Source organism: Amycolatopsis sp. NPDC098790, from assembly GCF_044759945.1.
GTDB lineage: Bacteria > Actinomycetota > Actinomycetes > Mycobacteriales > Pseudonocardiaceae > Amycolatopsis.
Genome location: NZ_JBIWAI010000002.1, coordinates 2034162 through 2053154, shown reverse-complemented (window position 1 = coordinate 2053154; position 18993 = coordinate 2034162). Strand labels below are relative to the sequence as shown.

15 protein-coding genes are annotated in these 18993 nt (G+C 74.2%); 7 read left to right on the top strand and 8 right to left on the bottom strand.

The window, feature by feature from the left end:
* Window positions 1-56 precede the first annotated feature (56 nt).
* Entirely contained in the window at window positions 57-1196 is a 1140-nt protein-coding gene (locus ACIQWX_RS23180) for a DICT sensory domain-containing protein (protein ID WP_400874513.1), read from the top strand.
* A gap of 165 nt (window positions 1197-1361) precedes the next feature.
* Here ACIQWX_RS23180 and ACIQWX_RS23175 read toward each other — a convergent pair whose 3' ends face one another.
* From ACIQWX_RS23175 to ACIQWX_RS23160, 4 genes are read right to left on the bottom strand one after another with little or no spacing between them, the layout of a single operon-like run.
* Complete coding sequence (locus tag ACIQWX_RS23175; protein ID WP_400874510.1) at window positions 1362-2810, bottom strand: MFS transporter; 1449 nt, start codon at window positions 2808-2810, stop codon at window positions 1362-1364.
* Complete coding sequence (locus ACIQWX_RS23170; RefSeq protein ID WP_400874508.1) at window positions 2807-6946, bottom strand: beta-ketoacyl synthase N-terminal-like domain-containing protein; 4140 nt, start codon at window positions 6944-6946, stop codon at window positions 2807-2809. The genes ACIQWX_RS23175 and ACIQWX_RS23170 overlap by 4 nt, the downstream gene beginning before the upstream one ends.
* Window positions 6943-8664, bottom strand: coding sequence for a fatty acyl-AMP ligase (locus tag ACIQWX_RS23165; RefSeq protein ID WP_400874505.1), 1722 nt, complete (start codon window positions 8662-8664; stop codon window positions 6943-6945). Before ACIQWX_RS23165 ends, ACIQWX_RS23170 begins: the two co-directional genes overlap by 4 nt.
* A gap of 35 nt (window positions 8665-8699) precedes the next feature.
* Complete coding sequence (locus tag ACIQWX_RS23160) at window positions 8700-9314, bottom strand: hypothetical protein (RefSeq protein WP_400874502.1); 615 nt, start codon at window positions 9312-9314, stop codon at window positions 8700-8702.
* Window positions 9315-9719: 405 nt separating this feature from the next.
* Between ACIQWX_RS23160 and ACIQWX_RS23155 the strand changes: the two genes are divergently transcribed.
* From ACIQWX_RS23155 to ACIQWX_RS23140, 4 genes are all read left to right on the top strand, one after another.
* Window positions 9720-10733 (top strand): alpha/beta hydrolase, encoded by a 1014-nt coding sequence (locus ACIQWX_RS23155; RefSeq protein WP_400874499.1) that lies wholly within the window; start codon window positions 9720-9722, stop codon window positions 10731-10733.
* Complete coding sequence (locus ACIQWX_RS23150) at window positions 10730-11560, top strand: SDR family NAD(P)-dependent oxidoreductase (protein ID WP_400874496.1); 831 nt, start codon at window positions 10730-10732, stop codon at window positions 11558-11560. Before ACIQWX_RS23155 ends, ACIQWX_RS23150 begins: the two co-directional genes overlap by 4 nt.
* 175 nt (window positions 11561-11735) lie before the next feature.
* Entirely contained in the window at window positions 11736-12947 is a 1212-nt protein-coding gene (locus tag ACIQWX_RS23145; RefSeq protein ID WP_400874493.1) for a glycosyltransferase, read from the top strand.
* Window positions 12944-13354 carry a RidA family protein gene (locus ACIQWX_RS23140; protein ID WP_400874490.1) on the top strand — a complete coding sequence of 137 codons (411 nt, stop codon included), beginning with the start codon at window positions 12944-12946 and terminating at the stop codon, window positions 13352-13354. The genes ACIQWX_RS23145 and ACIQWX_RS23140 overlap by 4 nt, the downstream gene beginning before the upstream one ends.
* Here ACIQWX_RS23140 and ACIQWX_RS23135 read toward each other — a convergent pair.
* Window positions 13351-14346, bottom strand: coding sequence for a YdcF family protein (locus tag ACIQWX_RS23135; protein WP_400874488.1), 996 nt, complete (start codon window positions 14344-14346; stop codon window positions 13351-13353). The genes ACIQWX_RS23140 and ACIQWX_RS23135 overlap by 4 nt on opposite strands.
* Before the next feature lie 76 nt (window positions 14347-14422).
* A complete protein-coding gene (locus tag ACIQWX_RS23130; RefSeq protein ID WP_400874485.1) occupies window positions 14423-15934 on the bottom strand; it encodes a catalase in 1512 nt (503 codons plus the stop codon).
* A gap of 105 nt (window positions 15935-16039) precedes the next feature.
* On the opposite strand from ACIQWX_RS23130, the gene ACIQWX_RS23125 reads away from it, so the two are divergent.
* Both ACIQWX_RS23125 and ACIQWX_RS23120 read left to right on the top strand, forming a co-directional pair.
* On the top strand, window positions 16040-16405 hold the full coding sequence (locus ACIQWX_RS23125) for a DNA polymerase ligase N-terminal domain-containing protein (protein WP_400874482.1): 366 nt from the start codon (window positions 16040-16042) through the stop codon (window positions 16403-16405).
* Window positions 16395-17225: a dihydrodipicolinate synthase family protein gene (locus ACIQWX_RS23120; protein WP_400874480.1), complete on the top strand. Its 831-nt coding sequence runs from the start codon at window positions 16395-16397 to the stop codon at window positions 17223-17225. The genes ACIQWX_RS23125 and ACIQWX_RS23120 overlap by 11 nt, the downstream gene beginning before the upstream one ends.
* Here the strand turns inward: ACIQWX_RS23120 and ACIQWX_RS23115 are convergent.
* Entirely contained in the window at window positions 17210-17902 is a 693-nt protein-coding gene (locus tag ACIQWX_RS23115; protein WP_400874478.1) for a DUF998 domain-containing protein, read from the bottom strand. The genes ACIQWX_RS23120 and ACIQWX_RS23115 overlap by 16 nt on opposite strands.
* Before the next feature lie 195 nt (window positions 17903-18097).
* The gene (locus tag ACIQWX_RS23110; RefSeq protein ID WP_400874475.1) at window positions 18098-18964 is read right to left on the bottom strand and encodes an NAD(+)/NADH kinase; all 867 of its coding nucleotides are present in this window, start codon (window positions 18962-18964) and stop codon (window positions 18098-18100) included.
* Window positions 18965-18993 lie beyond the last annotated feature (29 nt).

The window sequence follows — 18993 nt, the reverse complement described above, 5'->3', positions numbered from 1 at the left end:
GGTTCGCTCTCTTAGGTTGATTGCCTCTCTTCCCCCCGGCGAAGGCGAACCCCTCCATGCCCGACGCAGACCCGCGCGCTGGCGTGCTGTCCAAACGCGCTTTGGTGACCGCGTCGCACGCGGTCGAGCGCGCGGCCCTCGCCGAGGGGACGGGTGCGGACACCGTGGTGTTCGCGCTGTTCCAGCGGTTGCCGTACTTCGAACGCGAGCGCGAGATGTACGCGAAGATCGCGCGCCGGGCCGCTGTGACTGTCGTCGGCATGGTGGACTCGGGCCGGCCCGACCTCCCGCACGGCGTCACGCCGGTGCTGCTGCGCCCCGACGAGCCGATGGCGCGCGAGTGGTCGGTCGCGGTGCTGTCGCCGACGTTCGGGGCGTCGGTCGTGGCGCAGGACCTGGACGAAATCGACCCGCAGGCGACGTCGGTCGAGCGGGCGCGCCTGTTCCGCGGCCGCTGGGGACTGCGCCGCGACGAGGCGTACGCCGAGGTGGTCCGGCTGCGCGACGCGATGGGCGACCGGCTGCCGCCGTCGGTCCGCCGCAAGGTCGGCGAGGTGCTGGCGTCGGTGGAGACCCCGGCGGAGCTCGACATCGAAAGCCGCGCGGAGGCAGCGCTGCGGCACGTGGCGTCCCGCCTGGACGCGGCCCGCGCTTCGGCGCCGGTCCCGGTGGGCCCGGCGGTCGACCCGGAGACGGGGCTGGACACCCTGGCGGGCATCACGCGCTGGCTCGGCGACGCGACGGACACGGTACCGCTGGGCCTGGTCCTGGTGGCGGTCGACGACCTGGCGGCGGTCGAGCGCCGCCACGGCACCCGCGTCCGGATGCACACGGAGCAGAACATCGCGGACCTCCTGCGCCGCGGACTGCGTCCCGTCGACCGCGCGATCCGGCTGGGGCCGGGGGAGTTCCTGGTGATCCAGCCGGCGGTCCCGGCGGCGGAGCTGACGGCCCGCAGCCGCCACCTGGAGTCCCGCCTGGCGGCGCTGCACGCGACGTACCCGTTCGTGGACCTGCACCCGAGGACGACGACGTTGCTGACCCGGCGCCGGCCGTTGCCGCTGCAGAAGCTGAGGGCCCAGCTGCGCGAGGTACCGGCGGTGACGTTGTGGCCGCCGAGTCAAGGGTCGCTGCCGATCCCACCGGAGCCGAGGGGACTGGTGATGCGCTCGGCGGCGGGTGCCTGGTTCCGCTGACGATGGCTGGTGGGGCCGGCTGCGGGCGCACCGGCTTGCTTCAGCCGCTCGTGCTCGCGATCCAAACGCGAGCGCGGGCCCAGGCCGGCCACCGGCTCCGCTCCCAGCACTCCGCGAAGAGCGCGGCCGCCCACTGCTGCCCACGTGAGACCGCCGTATAACGCCCTATACCGCCGCCGATCGAACTCCACGCCTCACCCGGCCGAGCACCGAAACCACGGCAGCGACCGCAAAGAGTCCACAAGCGACCCCCGCCGACACCTGCACCCCCACGGTGCAAGCGGCGCGCGCGGCCGCCAGCAGCCCCTCCGCCGCGAACCCTCGCGCCGCGGCCTCCGCCTGGACCGGCCCCGCCGCCGCCAGCCGGGCCGCCGGCTCCGGCACCCCGGGCGGCACCGCCAACCGCGCCGCGTAGACCGCCGCGGCCAGGGAACCGAACGCCGTCGTGCCCAGGCCGGCCCCCAGTTCGTACCCCGTCTTCTCCACCGCCGCCGCGCCGCCCGCGTGGCCGGGCGGGGCCGCCGACAGCAGCGTGTCCGTGCTCGACGTCAGCGCCAGCGCCATCCCGAACCCCGAGCCGACCAGCGCCGCCGCCAGCCACCACGACGTCAAGCCGCCCGCCGCCGGTACCGCCAGCGACGATCCCGCCAGCGCGAACCCCCACGTCCGGACCCGGGCGTTGCCGAACCGGCCGAGCAGCGCCGGCGCCGTCACGCTGCCCGCCGCCGACGCCCCGAGCACCAGCAGCAGCCGCGCCGCCGCGGCCGTCGGCGACAGGCCCAGCACCACCTGCAGGTACTGCGCCAGCAGCACCCCGAGCCCCACCAGCGTGCTCATCACCAGCAGCACCCCGCCCACCGCACCCGGCACGCCCGGACGGCGGAACAGCGCCAGATCCAGCAACGGCACCGCGGCGGAACGCTGCCGGCGCACGAACAGTCCTAACAGGACACACCCGGCCACACCCGCGAGAACGCCGCCACCCGACGGGCCGGCGGCGAACGCGATCCCGAGCACGCCGCCCGCCGCGAGAACCGCGCTGAGCGCGTCCCACGGCCGTCGTCCGGGCGGCGTCCGCGGCAGCCACCGCAGCGCCGCGACGACCGCCACCAGGATCACCGGCGGGTTCACCAGGAACGTCGCCCGCCAGCCCCACGCCTCGACGAGCACGCCGCCCAGCACCGGCCCGAACACCGAGCCCGTCCCGGCGACGCCGCTGCACACCGCGATCGCCGTGCGCCGTCGGCGCTGGTCCGGGAACAGCTCGCGCAGCAGCGACATCGTCACCGGCATGATCATCGCGCCGCCGCAGCCGAGGGCCGCCCGGGCGATGAGCAGCGTCGTGACGTCCGGCGCGAACGCGCACCCGAGCGACGCCGCGCCGAACACCGCGTAGCCGGTGACCAGCACGCGCCGCCGTCCGAAGCGGTCGCCGAGCGTGCCGAACGGCAGCAGCAGCGGCGCCGCCGTGAGCGGGTAGATCGCCACGATCCACACCTGCGCGGCCGCGCCCGGACGCAGCTCCCGGACGAGGTCGGGCAACGCGACGTGCAGCACGGTCGCGTCCACGGCCACCAGGAACAGTCCCGCGCCGAGCACCGCCAGCAGCCTCACAGCAACCGCGCAAGGTGCCGCGCGACGACGTCGACGTGCGGCGGGTCGACCACCGACAGGTGGTGCGCGGGCACCGGCACGACCTCCAGCCGCGGGCACAGGTCCGCCCAGCCCGCGGCGAGGTCGGAGCGGGAGTAGCGCGGTTCCATCGCGAGCCCGGCGGCGTACGGCTCGGTCGCCCGGTAGAGCACCACTCGGCCGTCGTAGGGACGCGGGGTCCCGCGCTCCGCGGCGAGCGTGTCCAAAAAGGACTGACGCTGGTGCCGCAGGACACCGGGGCTGAGCAAGCCGGCCTCGGCGACGCGGCGCATGGTCAGCTCGATCTGCTCTTCCTCGGGCAGCGGCGCGAGTTCGTCGTGGCCGAGCCGGACCGGGCGGCCGTAGGTGCCTTCGACGTAGCCGGTGAACCGCAGGAACCGCCGCGCCGACGACGCCCGCGGATCCAGATCGGGTTCCGGCAGTGGCAGCATGGTGTCGACGAGGGCGACGAATTCGACGTCCTCGCCTTCGTCGGCGAGCCGGGTCGCGACACCGTAGGCCAGCGCGCCGCCGAACGACCACCCGGCGAGCCGGTAGGGCCCGTGCGGCAGCCGCGCGCGGACCAGCGGCAGCAGCCGTTCGACGCGCTCCTCGATGCTCGTGCCGGGCACGCGTTCGAAGCCGAGGCACGGCACGCCGGCGGGGAGCCGGTCGAGCAGCGGCCGGTAGACGGTGCACGTGCTGCCGCCGGGGTGGAACAGCAGCAGCGGCGCGGCGCCGGCGTCGCCGGGAGTGAGGACGTGCACCGGGCCCCGGGTCTCGCGCGTGTCGAGGACGGCGCGCGCGACGTCGGCGATGGCGGCCAGGGAGTCGTGCGGGAGCAGGTCGGCGGCGTCGATCGGGGTGTCGAGTTCGGCGGACAGGCCGGCGGCGAGGAGCCGGGCGAGCCGGTCGTCGAGGCGGACGTGCGAGCCGGGGTCTTCGCCGGTGTGCTCGCGCCAGAGCCGCCGGACGAGCCGGTCGGCGGCATCCCACGCGCGGCCCCGGGCGGGGCGGGGGAGTTCGCCGTCGCGGGGAGCGAGGTCCCGGTTGAGGTCGGCGAGGGTGGCGCCCCGCAGGACGGCGGCGGTATCGGGTTCGGCGCCGAGCTCCCGCCGGACGGTCTCGCGGATCCGGTTCGCCATGAGCGAGTCGAGCCCGAGGTCGACGAGCGGGGTATCGGCGTCGAGGCGGGCGGGGGAGAGCCCCATGACCGCGGCGACGATTTCGGTGAGCCGGTCGCGAGCCGGGATGGGCGGCCGCTCGGCGACGGACGCCTCGGCTGCCGGTTTCGCCGTCGGAGCCGTCGGCGCGTCCGTGTACCAATACCGCTCGTGCCGCCACGGCATCGGCGGCACGTCCGCCAACCGCGCACCATCGTCCGGGGCGCTCACCGTGATCCGCGTTCCCGCGCAGTACAATTCCGCCGCGGCCGCGCCGAACGCCCGGACTTCGTCCTGTCCTCGGCGCAACGTCCCCGTCACCACCGCGTCCGCGATCCCCGCCGCCTCCAAGGTCCGCGCCAAGGATCCACGCAGGATCGGCTGCGGCGACACCTCGACGAACACCCGGTGCCCGTCCGCGGCCGCCGCCGTCACGGCCTGGCGGAACCGGACCGGACGCCGCACGTGCGCCGCCCAGTAGTCCGCGTCGAAGTCCGGCAGCGCACGCGGGTCCGTCAGCACCGTGTCGTACCACGGCACCAACGGCCGACGGCCGCCCAGCTCGGCCAACGCGTCGCGCAGCGATCCCAGGATCGGGTCCACCGAAGCCGAGTGCCCGGCGACGGACACCGGCAGCCGGCGCGCGGTTCGACCCCCAGCCGTCAGCGAAGCGACCAGGGAGTCCAAAGTGGACGCATCCCCGGACACCGTCAGCTGTCCCGGCGCGGAGTCGACCGCCAGCTCCACCCCGGCCGGCAGTTCCGACGCCGTCAGCGAAACGGCGGCCATCGCGCCGCCCGCGCCGAGGGTGCCCAGCAGCCGCGCGCGGGTGGCGACCAGGTGGACGGCCTCGTCCGCGGTCAGCACCCCGCTCACCACGGCGGCGGCCGCGGAGCCCAGCGAATGCCCGACGACGGCGGCGGGCCGGACGCCGAGCGCGTCCCACCGCGCGGCCAGCGCCACCTGCGTCCCGAAGATCGCCAGCTGGGTCTCGGGCAGCGACAAGGAGTCAGCACCGAGCAACGCGCGCAGCGACCGTCCACCGTGCTCGGTGAACGGATCGCCGAGCTTGTCCACTTGCGCCGCGAACACCGCCGACGAAGCCAGCAACCCGCGGCCCATCCCGGTCCACTGCGAACCGTGCCCGGAGAACACGAACACCGGCCCCTCGCCCGGCGCCGCGGTTCCCGTCGCCACGCCGGCGGGCAGGGGGTCGGTGCCGACGGCCCGCAGCAGGACGGCCAGTTCGGCGGTGTCGCCGGCGACGAACGCGGCCCGGTGCCGCTCGCCGTTGTCGCGGCGGAACAACGTGTGCGTGACGTCGGCGAGGGACTGGCCCGGTGACGAGTCCAGCCAGTCCGCCAGCTGCGTCGCGCGTTCGGCGAGCCGGGACCGGGTCCGCGCGGACAGCAGGCCGATCCGAACCCCCGGACCGGGAGCGGGAGTCCCGATCGGCGCCGCCTGTTCGACGACGACGTGCGCGTTGGTCCCGCCGAACCCGAACGCCGACACCCCGGCCGTGGCGCGCCCGGAGTACGACGGCCACGGCGTGGGCTCGGTGACCACCTTCAGCCGCAGGTCGTCGAACGGGATGTGCGGGTTCGGTGCGGTGAAGTGCAGCTGCGGCGGCAGTTCGCCGTGCACCAGCGAGAGCACGACCTTGATCAGCCCGGCGATCCCGGCGGCCGCCTCCGCGTGCGCGATGTTCGTCTTCACCGACCCGATCAGCAGCGGCTCGCCGGCGGCGCGGCCCGCGCCCAGGACCGCGCCGAGCGCGCCCGCCTCGATCGGGTCGCCGAGCAGGGTGCCGGTCCCGTGCGCCTCGACGTAGTCCACAGTGGATGGATCGAGCCCGGCGCCGCGGTAGGCGTCGCGCAGCATCGCCTGCTGCGCCGCGGGATTCGGCGCGGCCAGGCCGTTGGACCGGCCGTCGGAGCCGACCGCCGACGAGCGGAGGACGGCGAGCACGCGGTCGCCGTCGACCTCGGCGTCGGCCAGCCGCTTGAGCACGACGACGCCGCAGCCCTCGGCCCGCGCGATGCCGTCCGCATCGGCCGAGAAGGTCTTGCAGCGGCCGTCGGCGGCGAGCAGTCCCGCGGCGGCGAACGCGGCCGTCGGCCCGGGCACGAGCATGAGGTTCACCCCGGCGGCCAGCGCCAGGTCGGCCTCGCCGTCGCGCAGCGCGCGCATGGCGTGGTGCACCGCGACCAGTGACGACGAGCAGGCCGTGTCGACCGCCATGCTCGGTCCGCGCAGGTCGTAGACGTAGGACAGCCGGTTGGCCGCGATGCTGCCCGCCGCGCCCGTCGCCGTCCAGAGGTCCGGTGCGGCGCCGGTCAGCGTCAGGTGGCCGTAGTCGTGGGTGGCGATCCCGGTGAAGACGCCGGTGCGGCTGCCGCGCAGGGCCGCCGGGGCGATGCCGGCGTGTTCGAGCGCCGCCCACGCGACCTCGAGGAGCATGCGCTGCTGGGGATCCATCGTCGCGGCCTCGCGCGGGGTGATGCCGAAGTGCTCGGCGTCGAACCCGGCGACGTCGTCGAGGAAGCCGCCGGTGAGCGGTGCGGCGCCGGCGTCCCAGCGGCCCGGCGGTGCCGTCCGGACGGCACCGCGGCCGCCGCGCAGCAGGTCCCAGAACTCGTCGGCGCCGTCGGCGCCGGGCCAGCGGCAGCCGAGGCCGACGACGGCGATCGGGTCGGTCCGGCGCCGGTCGGCCGGTGGTGCCGCCGGCTCGTCGCCCGCGGTGAGGCTGCGGACGAGGTGGTCGACGGTCGGGCTCTCCCACAGCAGCGTCGCGGGCAGCCGCCTGCCGACCAGGTCTTCGAGGTCGGCGGCGATGCCGACGGCCTGGCGGGAGGACAGGCCGTAGTCGGCGAGCGGGCGGTCGGGTTCGACGGTCGTGCCGGTGTGCTCCGCGAGCAGCTCGAGGAGCCGGTGGCGCAGGTCGGGGTTTCTCATCGCGCCAGTGCCTTTCCGTAGTTGCCGGCCTTTCCGTAGTCGCCGGCGAGGTAGCGGTCGCGGCAGGCGCCGCGGGCGATCTTGCCGCTGGAGGTGCGCGGCACGCGGCCGGCCGGGACGAGCAGCACCTCGCGCAGGGACAGGCCGTGCGCGTCCGAGACCAGCCGCCGGACCGCGACGGCGAGCGCGCGTTCCGCCTCCTCGGTCAGGGCGTCGTGGGTGCGGTGCTCGGCGACCACGACGACGGACTCGGTGTCGGCGCCCGTGACGGCGAAGGCGGCGACGCTGCCGGGGCGGATCGCGGGGTCGGCCGACGCGGCCGTCGCCTCGACGTCCTGGGGGTAGTGGTTGCGGCCGTCGACGATGATGAGGTCCTTGATCCGGCCCGCGATGTACAGCTCGCCTTCGTGGCGGACGCCGAGGTCGCCGGTGCGCAGCCACGGGCCTTCGGGCAGGCCGGGGTGGCCGCCCGTCAGGCGGGCACCGAAGGTTTCGGTGCTCTCCAAGGGTTTCCCCCAGTAGCCGGCACCGACGTTGGGACCGTGGACCCAGATCTCGCCGACTTCCCCGTCGGCGAGGACGACGGCGGTGTGCGGGTCGACGAGGGCGACGTGCTGGCCGGCCGGGACCCCGCACGCGACGAGCCGGACGCCGGTCCCGGCCGGCCGGGCGGTCCCGGTGGCGAGGGCTTCGCGGTCGAACGTCGCGACTTTCGGAGCCGCGGCCGGGCCGGTGGTGACGAAGACGGTCGCTTCGGCGAGACCGTAGGCGGGCCGCGTCTTCTCGGGCGTGTACCCCGCGGCGGCGAACGTGGTGTGGAAGCGGTCGAGGACGTCGGGGTTGATCGGCTCGGCGCCGTTGACGATCGCCGCGACCCCGCCGAGGCGCAGGCGTTCCGGTTCGCGCACGCGGGTCGCGCAGTAGTGGAAGGCGAAGTTCGGCGCCGCGCTCCACGCGCCCGGGTGGTCGCCGAGCAGGTCGAGCCAGCGGACCGGGCGCTCGATGAACGCGAGCGGGTCCATCAGCACCGACCGCAGGCCCAGCGCGAGCGGCGTGAGCAGGCCGAGGACGAGCCCCATGTCGTGGAACAGCGGGAGCCAGGAGACCGTGGTGGCCGTCCGCGGGTCGAGGCCGAGGCCGCGTACGACCTGGGCGACGTTCGCGAGCACGGCGGCGTGCGTGAGCACGACGCCGGCCGGGCTGCGCGTCGAACCGGACGTGTACTGCAGGTACGCGACGTCGTCCGGCGAACACTCGGGAGCCGGCCACGAGCGTGCGGGGCCCGGGCGGTCGGCGGCGACGACCGGGACGCGGCCGCCGAGGAAGTCCTCGACCGCGAGCTGGACGCTGGTGGTCGTGACGACGGCCGCGGGCGCGCAGTCGTCGAGCACCGCGGCGAGGCGTCCCGCGTGGCCGGGCAGGCCGGGGTCGAACAGCGGCACGGCGATCGCGCCGGCGGCGATCGCGCCCAGGAAGCCGGTGACGTAGTCCGTCCCCTGTGGACAGAGCACGGCCACGCGGTCGCCGGGGCGGACCGGGAGCGCGGCCGCCACGGCGTCGACGCGCTCGGCGAGCCGCCGCCAGGTCAGCCCGCGCCGCCGCCCGGCGGGATCGGCGGTGAAGTCGGTGAAGGTCACGGCGGGTTCGTCGGGCGTCGCCGCCGCCCAGTGGCGCAGGCAGGCGGTGAGGGTGCCGCCGCCGAGGTGCTGCAGGGACATCGGGGTTCTCCTTGCGGTTCGGGCAGATCAGCGGTTCAGCGGCCCAGTCGCGGGGTGGCGTGCTGCCACGCGGTGACGGCCAAAGCGTCGAGGTCGAGGCCGGTCGCGCCGGCGTCGCGGAGCACGAGCAGCACGTCGTCGGCGGCGATGGCGACGGTGCGCAGGCTCAGCCCGCCTGCTTGCCCGGGCAGGCTCAGGACTTGCCGGTAGGACAGGGTTTTCGCGCCCGCGACGGCGGGCGGGGTGGTCAAGGTGAGCGTCGAGACCGTCGGGAGGTCCTGGTCGTCGACGGTGACCTGGGCGCAGCGGCGGGCGCGATCGGCCCAGGCGGTGAGGTCGGTGCGGGTGCGGGCGAGGAGTTCGGACAGCTGACCGCCTGCGACCGTCGTCTGGAAGCCGCGGGCGGTCACCCGACCACCGGGGAGCAGCCTGCCGTGGACGACGGCGGTGCAGCCGTCGTCCCTGTCTACTGTGGACGGTGCTTCGGGAACGTCGAACTCGGCGCGGGCGGGGGTGCCCGGGATCGCCGCGGCGGCCAGCAGTGCGTCGGACGGAACCGTCGGCGGCGGTTTTGCGCCTGCGCCGGAAATGGTCGTCACCGCGGCCGCGGCGACCAGCAGGATCGGAGGGAATCGAATTCGGGCGGCCATGAGCATCCCTTTCGGGGGCGTTCTGGGGATTTTCTCGGCCCCCGCGTTGGGACCCTTCGCCGGCGACGCGTCCACGGACGGCCAAGCCCGGCGGCACGGGAGACCCTACGGCAGGTAATCGGTTACCGGAAGAGCCTCAAGATTGCGTAAACGTCACTCGTGTACCCGCGGTGACCTGCGGAACAGCTGGTTACTCGCTAGTTAACCCCGGCGTTGTGGCACGGGCGTCCGACTTCGGTCACCCTGAGTACTCGCCGACTCACCCGCGCGGGGGAGTTTGTTTGCCTGCGCTTCACATTGTCCGGCAGTGGACAATTGCGTCTTCGATTCTCGCTCCGCTAACTTGGCCGCACGCCCGAAGTGATTCCGGGTGACCGCCGTCACTTTCCCGGGAAAGGAAATCAGATGCGCATATCCGCGAGGTGGCCGCGGTGTGCCGCGGTGCTGCTCGCCGTGGCGGCCACGCTGCCCGGCACCCCCGCCCCGGCCGCGACCGGCGTGCCGGACGCCCGCGCCGACGACGGCTCGCACGTCGTCGCGGAGACCACTGTGGACGGTGACGCCCGGGTGCTCGACCTGACCGTGCGCTCGACCGGCGTCGGAGCCTACGCGATGGTCCGGCTGATCCTGCCGCGGGACTGGGCCGCTTCGCCGGAGCGGACGTGGCCCGCCGTCTACCTGCTCGCGGGGGAGACGCGGCTGCAGGACTACCGCGGCTGGAGCGCCAACACCGACGTCCGGCGCCTCGCCGACGACGCGGACGTCCTCGTCGTCATGCCGGGCTCGGGGCCGGCGGGTTTCTTCACGGACTGGTGGAATAACGGCAAGGACCTCGCGCTCAACCAGTGGGAGACGTTCACCGCCGTCGAGCTGCCGCAGCTGGTCGACCGCGGCTACCGCGGGGACGGCAGGCGCGCGGCGGCCGGGCTGTCGCTGGGCGGCTACGGCGCGATCGAACTCGCGGCGCGCCGGCCGGGCGTGTTCCGCTACGCCGCGTCGTACAGCGGGAACCTCAACCCGGCCGGCCCGACCGGCGAGCTGCTGACCGACGCCATCGTCGCCTCCGCCCACCTCGACCCCGAAGCGCTGTGGGGCGACCGCCGCCGGGAAGCGGCGCGGTGGGAGGCGCACGACCCGGTGGTCAACGCGGACCGGTTGCGCGGCACGGAGCTGTATCTGTCGGCAGGCAACGGCCTGCCGGGGCCGCTCGACGCGAAACTCCCGGTCGACGTGCTGCCCGGGGCGATGCTGCTGGAGTTCCTGTGTGGAGGCCAGACGACGGCGATGGCCGATCGGCTGCGCGCGCTCGGCGTCCCGGTGGCGGCGGACCTCTACGGACCGGGCACGCACCAATGGGCGTATTGGCAGGAACAGCTGCACAAGACGTGGCCGCGGATGGTGGCGGTGGTGGCGTCGTGAAACCGTCCTATGTGGTCACCGGCGCGTCCGGCGGGATCGGCCGCGCGTGCGTCGCGGAGCTGGTCCGCCGCGGCGCGCACGTGTGGGCGAGCGTGCGGACCGACGGGGACGAGAAGGAGCTGGACCGCGCGTTCGGTGGCGCGGTGAGTGTCTTGCGGATGGACCTGCGGGACGCGGACTCGATCGCCGAGTGCGGCGCGCGGGTCGCGGCGGCGGGACCGGTGCGGGGGCTGGTGAACAACGCCGGGCTCGCGCGGCCGGGGCCGCTGGAGTACGTGCCGCTGGCGGCGTTCCGCGAGCAGCTGGAGGTGAACGTGACGGGCCAGCTCGCGGTGACCCGCGCGATGCTCCCGGCGCTGCGGATCGCCCCGGTGGCGCGGGTGGTGACGGTCGGCTCGATCGGCGGCCGCATCGCGGGGCCGATGGTCGGGCCGTACCACACGTCGAAGTTCGCGCTGGTGGGCTTGACGGACAGTCTCCGCGCGGAACTGGCCCCGGAGGGCATCGAGGTGATCCTGGTCGAGCCGGGCGCGGTGGCGACGGCGATCTGGTCCCGCGCACGAGAGGCGGCGGAGGAGGTGCGCGCGACGCTGCCGGCGGCGGGTCTCGAGAGGTACGGCGAGCAACTGGCGGCGGCGGAGCAGAGCGCGCTCCGCTCGGCGCGCACGGGTCTGCCGCCTCGGCGGGCGGCGGAGGTGGTGGTGCGGGCGTTGACGGCGAGAAGGCCGGCCCCGAGATACCTGGTGGGTAGGGACGCGCGAGTGGCGGCGGTGCTGGCGAATCTGCCGTTCCGGTTGCGCTACCGCCTGACGGCGGCGAAGCGATGACGGGGATCGCGCCGGCGCGGGCTCGCTCGGCGGGGCTTGGCGGGCGGTCGCTGCTCGCGGCGGCGGGTCGCGTTGGCCGGCAGCTGGTCGCGTACCGCAGCACCCGCCACCGGATCCGGCCCGCCGCGCCGCCGGGGCTCGGCCGCCCGCAACCCCACTACGCGGCGGCCACCCGATGAGCCGCCGGGTCGTCCTCATCGCGCCCGGCTCGCGCGGGGACGTCCAACCCTGCGTGGCCCTCGGGCGCGGGCTCGCCGCCGACGGCGACCGGGTGCGGATCCTCGCCGCCCCTGCCTTCGAACCCCTCGTCACCCGGCACGGCCTCGGCTTCGGCCCCCTGTCCGCGGATCCCGGCGCGGTGCTCGGCTCCGAAGCCGGGAAAGCCTGGACCACCGGCAACCCGCTCAAGTTCCTGACCGGCCTCCGCGCGGCCGTCCGGCCGGTCCTCGACCGCATGCTCGCCGACGTCCACGAGGGCACGAAAACCGCCGATCTCGTCCTCGCGCCGACCCTCGGCCTCCTGGGCACCCACCTGCCCGTCCCGAACGTCGAACTCCACTACCAGCCCAGCATCCCGACACGAGCCTTCCCGCACCCCCTCCTCCCGTGGGCGGCGAAGCTGGGACCGTGGGGCCGCCACCTCAGCTTCACCGCCGTGGACGCGCTGGCCGAGCGCATCCTGCGGCCCGAAATCGACCGCTGGCGCGTCCAAACCCTCGGCTTCTCCGGGAAACGGCCGCGCCGCGATGCGCCGGTCCTGTGCGCTTTTTCCGGCGCCGTCGTTCCGCGGCCGCCCGACTGGCCCGCCCGGGTCCACGTCACCGGCTACTGGTTCCTCGACGCCGACCCCGGCTGGCGCCCGGACCCGCGGCTGCGCGACTTCCTCGCCGCGGGACCGCCTCCGGTGTACGTCGGCTTCGGCAGCATGCCCACCGACGAAACCCTCGACCTGGTACGCACGGCCCTGCGCCGCGCCCGGGTGCGCGGGCTCGTGACCGGGGAAGGGCCGGAAACCGATGATCTGCTGACCGTCACCGACGTCCCGCACGACTGGCTGTTCCCGCGCACCGCCGCGGTGGTCCACCACGGCGGCGCCGGCACCACCGCGGCCGGGCTCCGCGCCGGCGTCCCGGCGCTCGTCTGCCCCGTCTTCTCCGACCAGCCGTACTGGGGTGACCGGGTGCACCGCCTCGGCGCCGGACCGCGGCCTCTGCCGCACCGGGAACTGACCGTCGACGCCCTGACGGCGCGGCTGCGCGAGCTGACGGCCAACCCGCTCTTCCGGCGAGGAGCGCAGTACGCCGGGGCCCGGCTGCGCGAGGAGGACGGCGTGGCCCACGCGTGTTCGGTCCTGCGCGAGGACCGGTCTGCGATCATGGCGCCGTGAAGCCACGCCGCTGGAACCCCGACACCGTCGCGCCGCCGCTGGGCCGCTACAGCCACCTCGCCGAGGTCCCCGCCGGACACCGGCTCGTCTTTCTCGCCGGCCAGGTCGGCGTGGCTCCCGACGGCACCCTCGCCGGCCCCGGCGCCGAAGCGCAGGCCAATCGGATCTTCGCCAACCTCGGGGCGCTCCTCGCGGCCGAAGGGGCCGGGCCGGAGCACCTCGTCAAGCTGGTGACGCTGGTCGCGGGCACCGAGCACCTCGACGGCTACCGCGCCGCGCAGACCGAAGCCTTCGGGCAGTGGTTCCCGGAGGGCGACTACCCGGCGCAGACCCTCGCGGTCGTCGCGGGACTGGCGCGACCGGAGTACGCCGTCGAGGTCGAGGCGATCGCCGCCGTGCCGGTCTAGGCGAAGATCGCCAGCGCCAGGCCGGTCCCGGTGATCAGCGCGCACGCCGCGATCGTCGTGCGGCGGTAGTGCAGGATCAGCGCCGCGAACTCGCGCAGGAGCGCGCTCGGCAGGAAGTAGCGCGCGGTCGGCGCGCCCGTCGCGTCGAACGGCAGGCCCAGCCGGCGGCACTCCACCGCCGTGCGGAAGACGTGGTAGTTGCTCGTCACCGCCAGCACCCGGTGCGGCCGCGCGCCCTCGGGCAACAGCTCGGCCGAAAATCGCAGGTTCTCCTCGGTGGTTGTCGCCCGGTCCTCCAGAAGGATCCGGTCGGCCGGGATCCTCCGCGAAATCAGGTATTCCTGCATGGCGGCGGCCTCCGTGACCGTCTCGCCGGGCCCCCGGCCACCCGACACCACGAGCAACGGCGGTTCCGCTTCCCGCGAGTACAGCCGGATCGCACGGTCGAGCCGGGCGGCCAGCAGAGGCGTCACGCGGTCGCCCGCCAGGCCGCAGCCGAGGACGATGATCGCTTCGACGCCCGTGCGGCGTCGCAGCCTGCCGTACAGGAGCGAATACCCGAGCAGCGACGCGAAGAGGAACCCGAAGTAGCACGCGAGCACCGCCGCCGTCGCGACCAGCGCCGAACCCCACCGGCCGAGCGGTACGAAGAAGAGTCCTTCGAGCACCAGCATGCCGACGCCGAGGACGAACGACAGCAGGTTCCCGAGACTCCGGCCCTCGCGTCGCACCATCCGGACGCCGTTGCCGATCAGCGCGGCCGGCAGCACCACGGCGACCAGCACCGCGACCGCCGCCACCAGCCCGCCCAGCACCGGGGTGAGCCACTCCAGGTGCAGCGCCGCGCGCAGCAGCCACAACCCGGTGAACAAGAGCGCCAGCCCGAGCCAGACGGCGTTGCCGAGCCGCCGCGGTTCGCGGGCCACCCGGGCCGCGAACACCAGCAGCGCCACGGCGGCGCAGCCGGGCAGCACGGCATCCGTGACGCTCACCCGGCCTCCCCACTTCACGCGGAGAGGCCAACCTAAAGCACGCGGACCCGGTGGCGGCCCACCGGGTCCGCGTCGGTCAGGCCTTGTGCTGCATGCTCGACCGGGCCGGGTTGCCCTGGTCGGCGGCCTTCGGGTCCTTCTCGTCCTGCTTGGCCCGGACCCCGGACTCGATCCGGTCGCCGAGGTCCTTGTCGACGTTGCGCCAGTAGTCGAACGCCCGCGCCAGCACCGGCTCGGACACGCCGTTGAGCAGGTGCCCGACGATGTTGTCGACCAGCCGGCCGCGCTGGTCGTCGTCCAGCACCTCGCGGACCATCGTGCCGGCCTGGCCCCAGTCGTCGTCGTCCTCGCGCAGCGTGTACGCCGTGCGGACCATGTCGCCGTCGGTGTGCCAGCCCGCCGGCTGCCCGTACCGGGCGACGTCGGCGCGCGGGCCGCCCTTCGAGTTCGGCGCGTACACGGGGTCGGAGACCTTCGTGTACCGCATCGCGCCGTCCTTGCTGTAGCTGTGCACGGGCGCGACGGGCGCGTTGACCGGCAGCTGCCGGTAGTTCGCGCCGATCCGGTAGCGGTGCGCGTCCGGGTAGGAGAACAGGCGTCCGAGCAGCATCTTGTCCGGGCTCGCCCCGATCCCGGGCACCAGGTTGCTCGGCTCGAACGCGGCCTGCTCGATCTCGGCGTGGTGGTCGGTCGGGTTGCGGTCGAGCGTCATCCGGCCGACGTCGATGAGCGGGTAGTCGCCGTGCGGCCAGACCTTCGTCAGGTCGAAGGGGTTGAAGCGGTAGGTCTTGGCGTCGTCGAACGGCATGACCTGGACCTTCAGCGTCCACGACGGGTGGTCGCCGCGCTCGATCGCCTCGTACAGGTCCCGCGTGTGGTAGTCGGTGTCGGCCGAGGCCATCTGGTCGGCCTCGTCCTGCGTGAAGCACTCGACGCCCTGGTCGGTCTTGAAGTGGTACTTGACCCAGAAGCGTTCTCCGCCGGCGTTGACCCACATGAAGGTGTGGGAGCTGTAGCCGTTCATGTGGCGCCAGGTGCGGGGGATCCCGCGGTCGCCCATCAGCCACGTCACCTGGTGCGCCGACTCCGGCGACAGCGTCCAGAAGTCCCACTGCATGTCGTGGTCGCGCAGGTTGTTGTCGGCGCGGCGCTTCTGCGAGCGGATGAAGTGCTGGAACTTCAAGGGATCCCGCACGAAGAAGACCGGCGTGTTGTTGCCGACCAGGTCGTAGTTGCCTTCGCTGGTGTAGAACTTCACCGCGAAGCCGCGCGGGTCGCGCCAGGTGTCGGGACTGCCGCGTTCACCGGCGACGGTGGAGAACCGGACCAGCAGGTCGGTCTTGGTGCCCGGCTGGAACACCGCGGCTTTCGTGTACGCGCTGACGTCGCCAGTCACCTCGAAGCGCCCGAACGCGCCGCTGCCCTTCGCGTGCGGCTGCCGTTCGGGGACGCGTTCGCGGTTGAACTGCGCCATCTGTTCGATGAGGTAGTTGTCGTGCAGCAGGATCGGGCCGTCGGGACCGACGGTGAGGGAGTGCTCGTCGCTCTCGACCGGGATGCCGGCGTCGGTGGTGGTCGGTTCCGTCATGACACCCCACCGTGCGCGCTTTTCTGGATCGGGTCAAGTCCTCGGATGGAGTGTTTGATCGGGCGGAAAGCGGGTAAGGGCCGGGGGTTCTGGCATGGTGGGGTCGTGGGTGAGCGACCGGCTTTCGTGCTGCACGAGCATTGGCGCCCGCGTCACCACTTCGACCTGCGGCTCGAAGAGGGCGGCGTGCTGCGCTCGTGGGCCGTCCCGCGCGGCCTCCCGCCGGACTCGAGCGGCAACCGGCTCGCGGTCGCCGTGCCCGACCACGGGCTCGACCACCTCGGCTACGAGGACGACACCAAGAAGGTCGCCGACACCGGCTGGTGGGAGGAGCACGACCGCACGGACAAGCGCATCCTGTTCACCCTCCACGGCCGGACGGGCGCGGTCCGCTACGCGCTGATCCGCACCGACCGCGACTGGCTCCTGCACCGCACCCGCGACCAGCCGGGAGACGCCGATGCGCGCTGAAGTCCTCTCCGCCACGCCCACGCTCTTCCGCGACGACCTGGCACTCGACGAAGGCGCCAACACGGAGTTGCTGACGTGGCTGCACGGCCGCGTCGACGGCGTCTTCGTCGCCGGGACGACGGGCGAGTTCCCCGCGCTGGAGCGGGCCGAGCGCCGGACGCTCGCCGGGCTCGCGCTGGACGTGTTCGGCGCGGAGCACACGATCGTCCACGTCGGCGCGGCGAGCACGCGCGAAGCCGTTTCGCTGACCCGGGACGCCCTCGCCGCCGGCGCCACCCGCCTGGCCGTCATCACGCCCTACTACCTGCCCGCGGACGCCGGCACGGTCCGCCGGCACTTCGCGGCCGTGCGCGACGCCGCCGGGGACGCCGACGTCTACGGCTACCTCTTCCCGGACCGCACCGGCGTGACGCTGACGCCGGCGGAGTTCGCCGCGACGGGCCTGCGCGGCGGCAAGCTGTCCGGTGCGGCGGCGGCCCGGTTCGCCGACTTCCGGGCGGCGCTGCCGGCCGCGCGGTTCTGGTCGGGCGCGGACACCGACGTCGCGGCGGTGGCCCGTGCGGGTGGAGCGGGTGTGGTGTCCGGTCTGTCGTCGGCGTTCCCCGAGCCCTTCACCGACCTGGGGGCCACCGTCGAAGCCGGCGACGAAGAGGCCGAGCGGGCGGCCCAGGCGCGCGCGAACGCGGTGCGGGTCGCGCTGGGCGGCACGGTCGAGGGGATCAAGGAGGCGGTCCGGCAGCGAGGCTTCGGCAACGGGCTGCTGCGGATGCCGGCTCCCGCGCCGCCCGCCGAACGGATCGCGGCCTACGCCCGGAGCTGAACCCCGGCGCGCATCGCCCGGTGCGCCCACTGCCCCAGCACGGCGAGCAACGCGATCTCCAGCACCATCATCAGGCGCTCCACCAGCCCGGTCGCCACGGTCGGGAGGTGCCCGCCCAGCACGACGTTGACCGCGAACGGCACGATGAACGGCAGGTAGAACGGGATCGCCGCCAGCGCGAGCCGTCGCGACCAGGTCGCGAACCGCCGCCAGCGCGGGTCGTCGCGGTGCCGCCGTCCCAGCGCCCAGCCCACGATCGGCAGGCTCAGGCACGTCACGGCCGAGGCGTACAGGTGGATCTTGCCGGTGGCGGTGATGGCGCCACCCTGCGGGTCCTTCGCGAAGACGGCGACCGCGAGCAGACTCACGCACCACAGCACCTTCGCGGCCACCAGCGCCGGGTTCGCCAGCAGGCCCCGCCGGTACAGCGCCACCAGCAACAACGCCGAGCCGGCGCTGGTGAGCAGCAGCGCGCCGTCCCACAGCAGGCGGCCCGGGCTGAGCGCGTAGTCGCTGAGCATCGTGCTCACGGGGTCCAGCGGGGCGAGCCGCCGGTCGAGGTGCAGCACGGCCAGCAGGACGACGGCGCCGGCGAAGGCGGCCAGCGCGCCGGGCACGAGCAGCCGGGCGCGGAGGCGGGGACGGACGGGTGCGGGGCACAGCATGTAGAGGGACACTCCCGGGCGGCTCGGCTGGTTCAAGCGGAGCCGCGGACGCTACCCGTGACCATTCCGTGACCAGTGCGCGACACGCCCGAGATGTGACCCGCGCCACGCGGAGCTTTCACGTGAAAGCTGCGACCTGGGGGCCGAGCTTTCACGTGAAAGCTCCGCCTCCTCAGAGGGTGGAGCTTTCATAGGGAAAGTGCGTTCTCAGTGGTCGCCGTCCTGGGGGATTTCGGCCGAGTCCGTGAGCCGGAGCTTGCGCCGGGCCCGCTGGTAGAACGTCGTCATCCCGAGCCGGACGACCCGGGCGGCGCTCGGCCGGGCGCGCAGGTCGAGGCGGTCGCCGGGGGAGACGTACCCCTCGACCTGGCCGTCGACCTCCACCGCCAGCCTGCCGCTGGTCGGCAGCAGCTCCAGCGTCACCTCGTCGTGCACCGAGAGCACCACGCCCCGGCTGTACGCCGAGTGCGGCGCCGCCGGCGTGACCAGCAGCGCCTCGACCGACGGGCTGGTGATCGGCCCGCCGGCGGAGAAGCTGTACGCCGTCGATCCGGTCGGCGTCGCGACGACCACCGCGTCCGCCGAGTAGCTGACGAACTGCTGGCCGCCGACGTGCACCGCGACCACCGCGCTGCCGTCGCCGGGCACGCGGACCACGGCGATGTCGTTGAACGCCGTGATCTTCCGTCCCTCCAGCACGGCGTCCACGGCGAGGCGCGGCTCCACCGTGAACTGGTGGTCGTCGATGGCCGAGAGCGCGCCGGGCAGGTCCGGGACGTCGACCTCGGCGAGGAAGCCGAGCTTGCCGAGGTTGACCCCGAGCACCGGCGCGCGCTGCCCGTCGGCCAGCCGCATGGCCCGCAGCATGGTGCCGTCGCCGCCGAGGCTGACGACCAGGTCGGACCGGCGGCCGAGCTCCTCGGCCGTCACCCCGACCGCCGCGCAGTTGAGGCGGACGATCTCGTCGGCAATGCCGAGGATCTCGATGTTCCGGTTGCCCGCCCAGCCGAGCACGGCCTCGACGGCGGCCGCGGAGTCGCGGCGGGGGTGCAGCACCAGTCCCGCGGAGTGCATGTCAGCGGCTCCGGGCGGGCAGATTGCAG

Excerpts from the sequence above, each read along its gene's own strand:
- ACIQWX_RS23165 (WP_400874505.1), bottom strand. The coding sequence starts at position 8,664 with ATGTCCCTGCAGCACCTCGGCGGCGGCACCCTCACCGCCTGCCTGCGC.
- ACIQWX_RS23180 (WP_400874513.1), top strand. The coding sequence starts at position 57 with ATGCCCGACGCAGACCCGCGCGCTGGCGTGCTGTCCAAACGCGCTTTG.
- ACIQWX_RS23145 (WP_400874493.1), top strand. The coding sequence starts at position 11,736 with ATGAGCCGCCGGGTCGTCCTCATCGCGCCCGGCTCGCGCGGGGACGTC.
- ACIQWX_RS23155 (WP_400874499.1), top strand. The coding sequence starts at position 9,720 with ATGCGCATATCCGCGAGGTGGCCGCGGTGTGCCGCGGTGCTGCTCGCC.
- ACIQWX_RS23130 (WP_400874485.1), bottom strand. The coding sequence starts at position 15,934 with ATGACGGAACCGACCACCACCGACGCCGGCATCCCGGTCGAGAGCGAC.
- ACIQWX_RS23170 (WP_400874508.1), bottom strand. The coding sequence starts at position 6,946 with ATGAGAAACCCCGACCTGCGCCACCGGCTCCTCGAGCTGCTCGCGGAG.
- ACIQWX_RS23110 (WP_400874475.1), bottom strand. The coding sequence starts at position 18,964 with ATGCACTCCGCGGGACTGGTGCTGCACCCCCGCCGCGACTCCGCGGCC.
- ACIQWX_RS23160 (WP_400874502.1), bottom strand. The coding sequence starts at position 9,314 with ATGGCCGCCCGAATTCGATTCCCTCCGATCCTGCTGGTCGCCGCGGCC.
- ACIQWX_RS23120 (WP_400874480.1), top strand. The coding sequence starts at position 16,395 with ATGCGCGCTGAAGTCCTCTCCGCCACGCCCACGCTCTTCCGCGACGAC.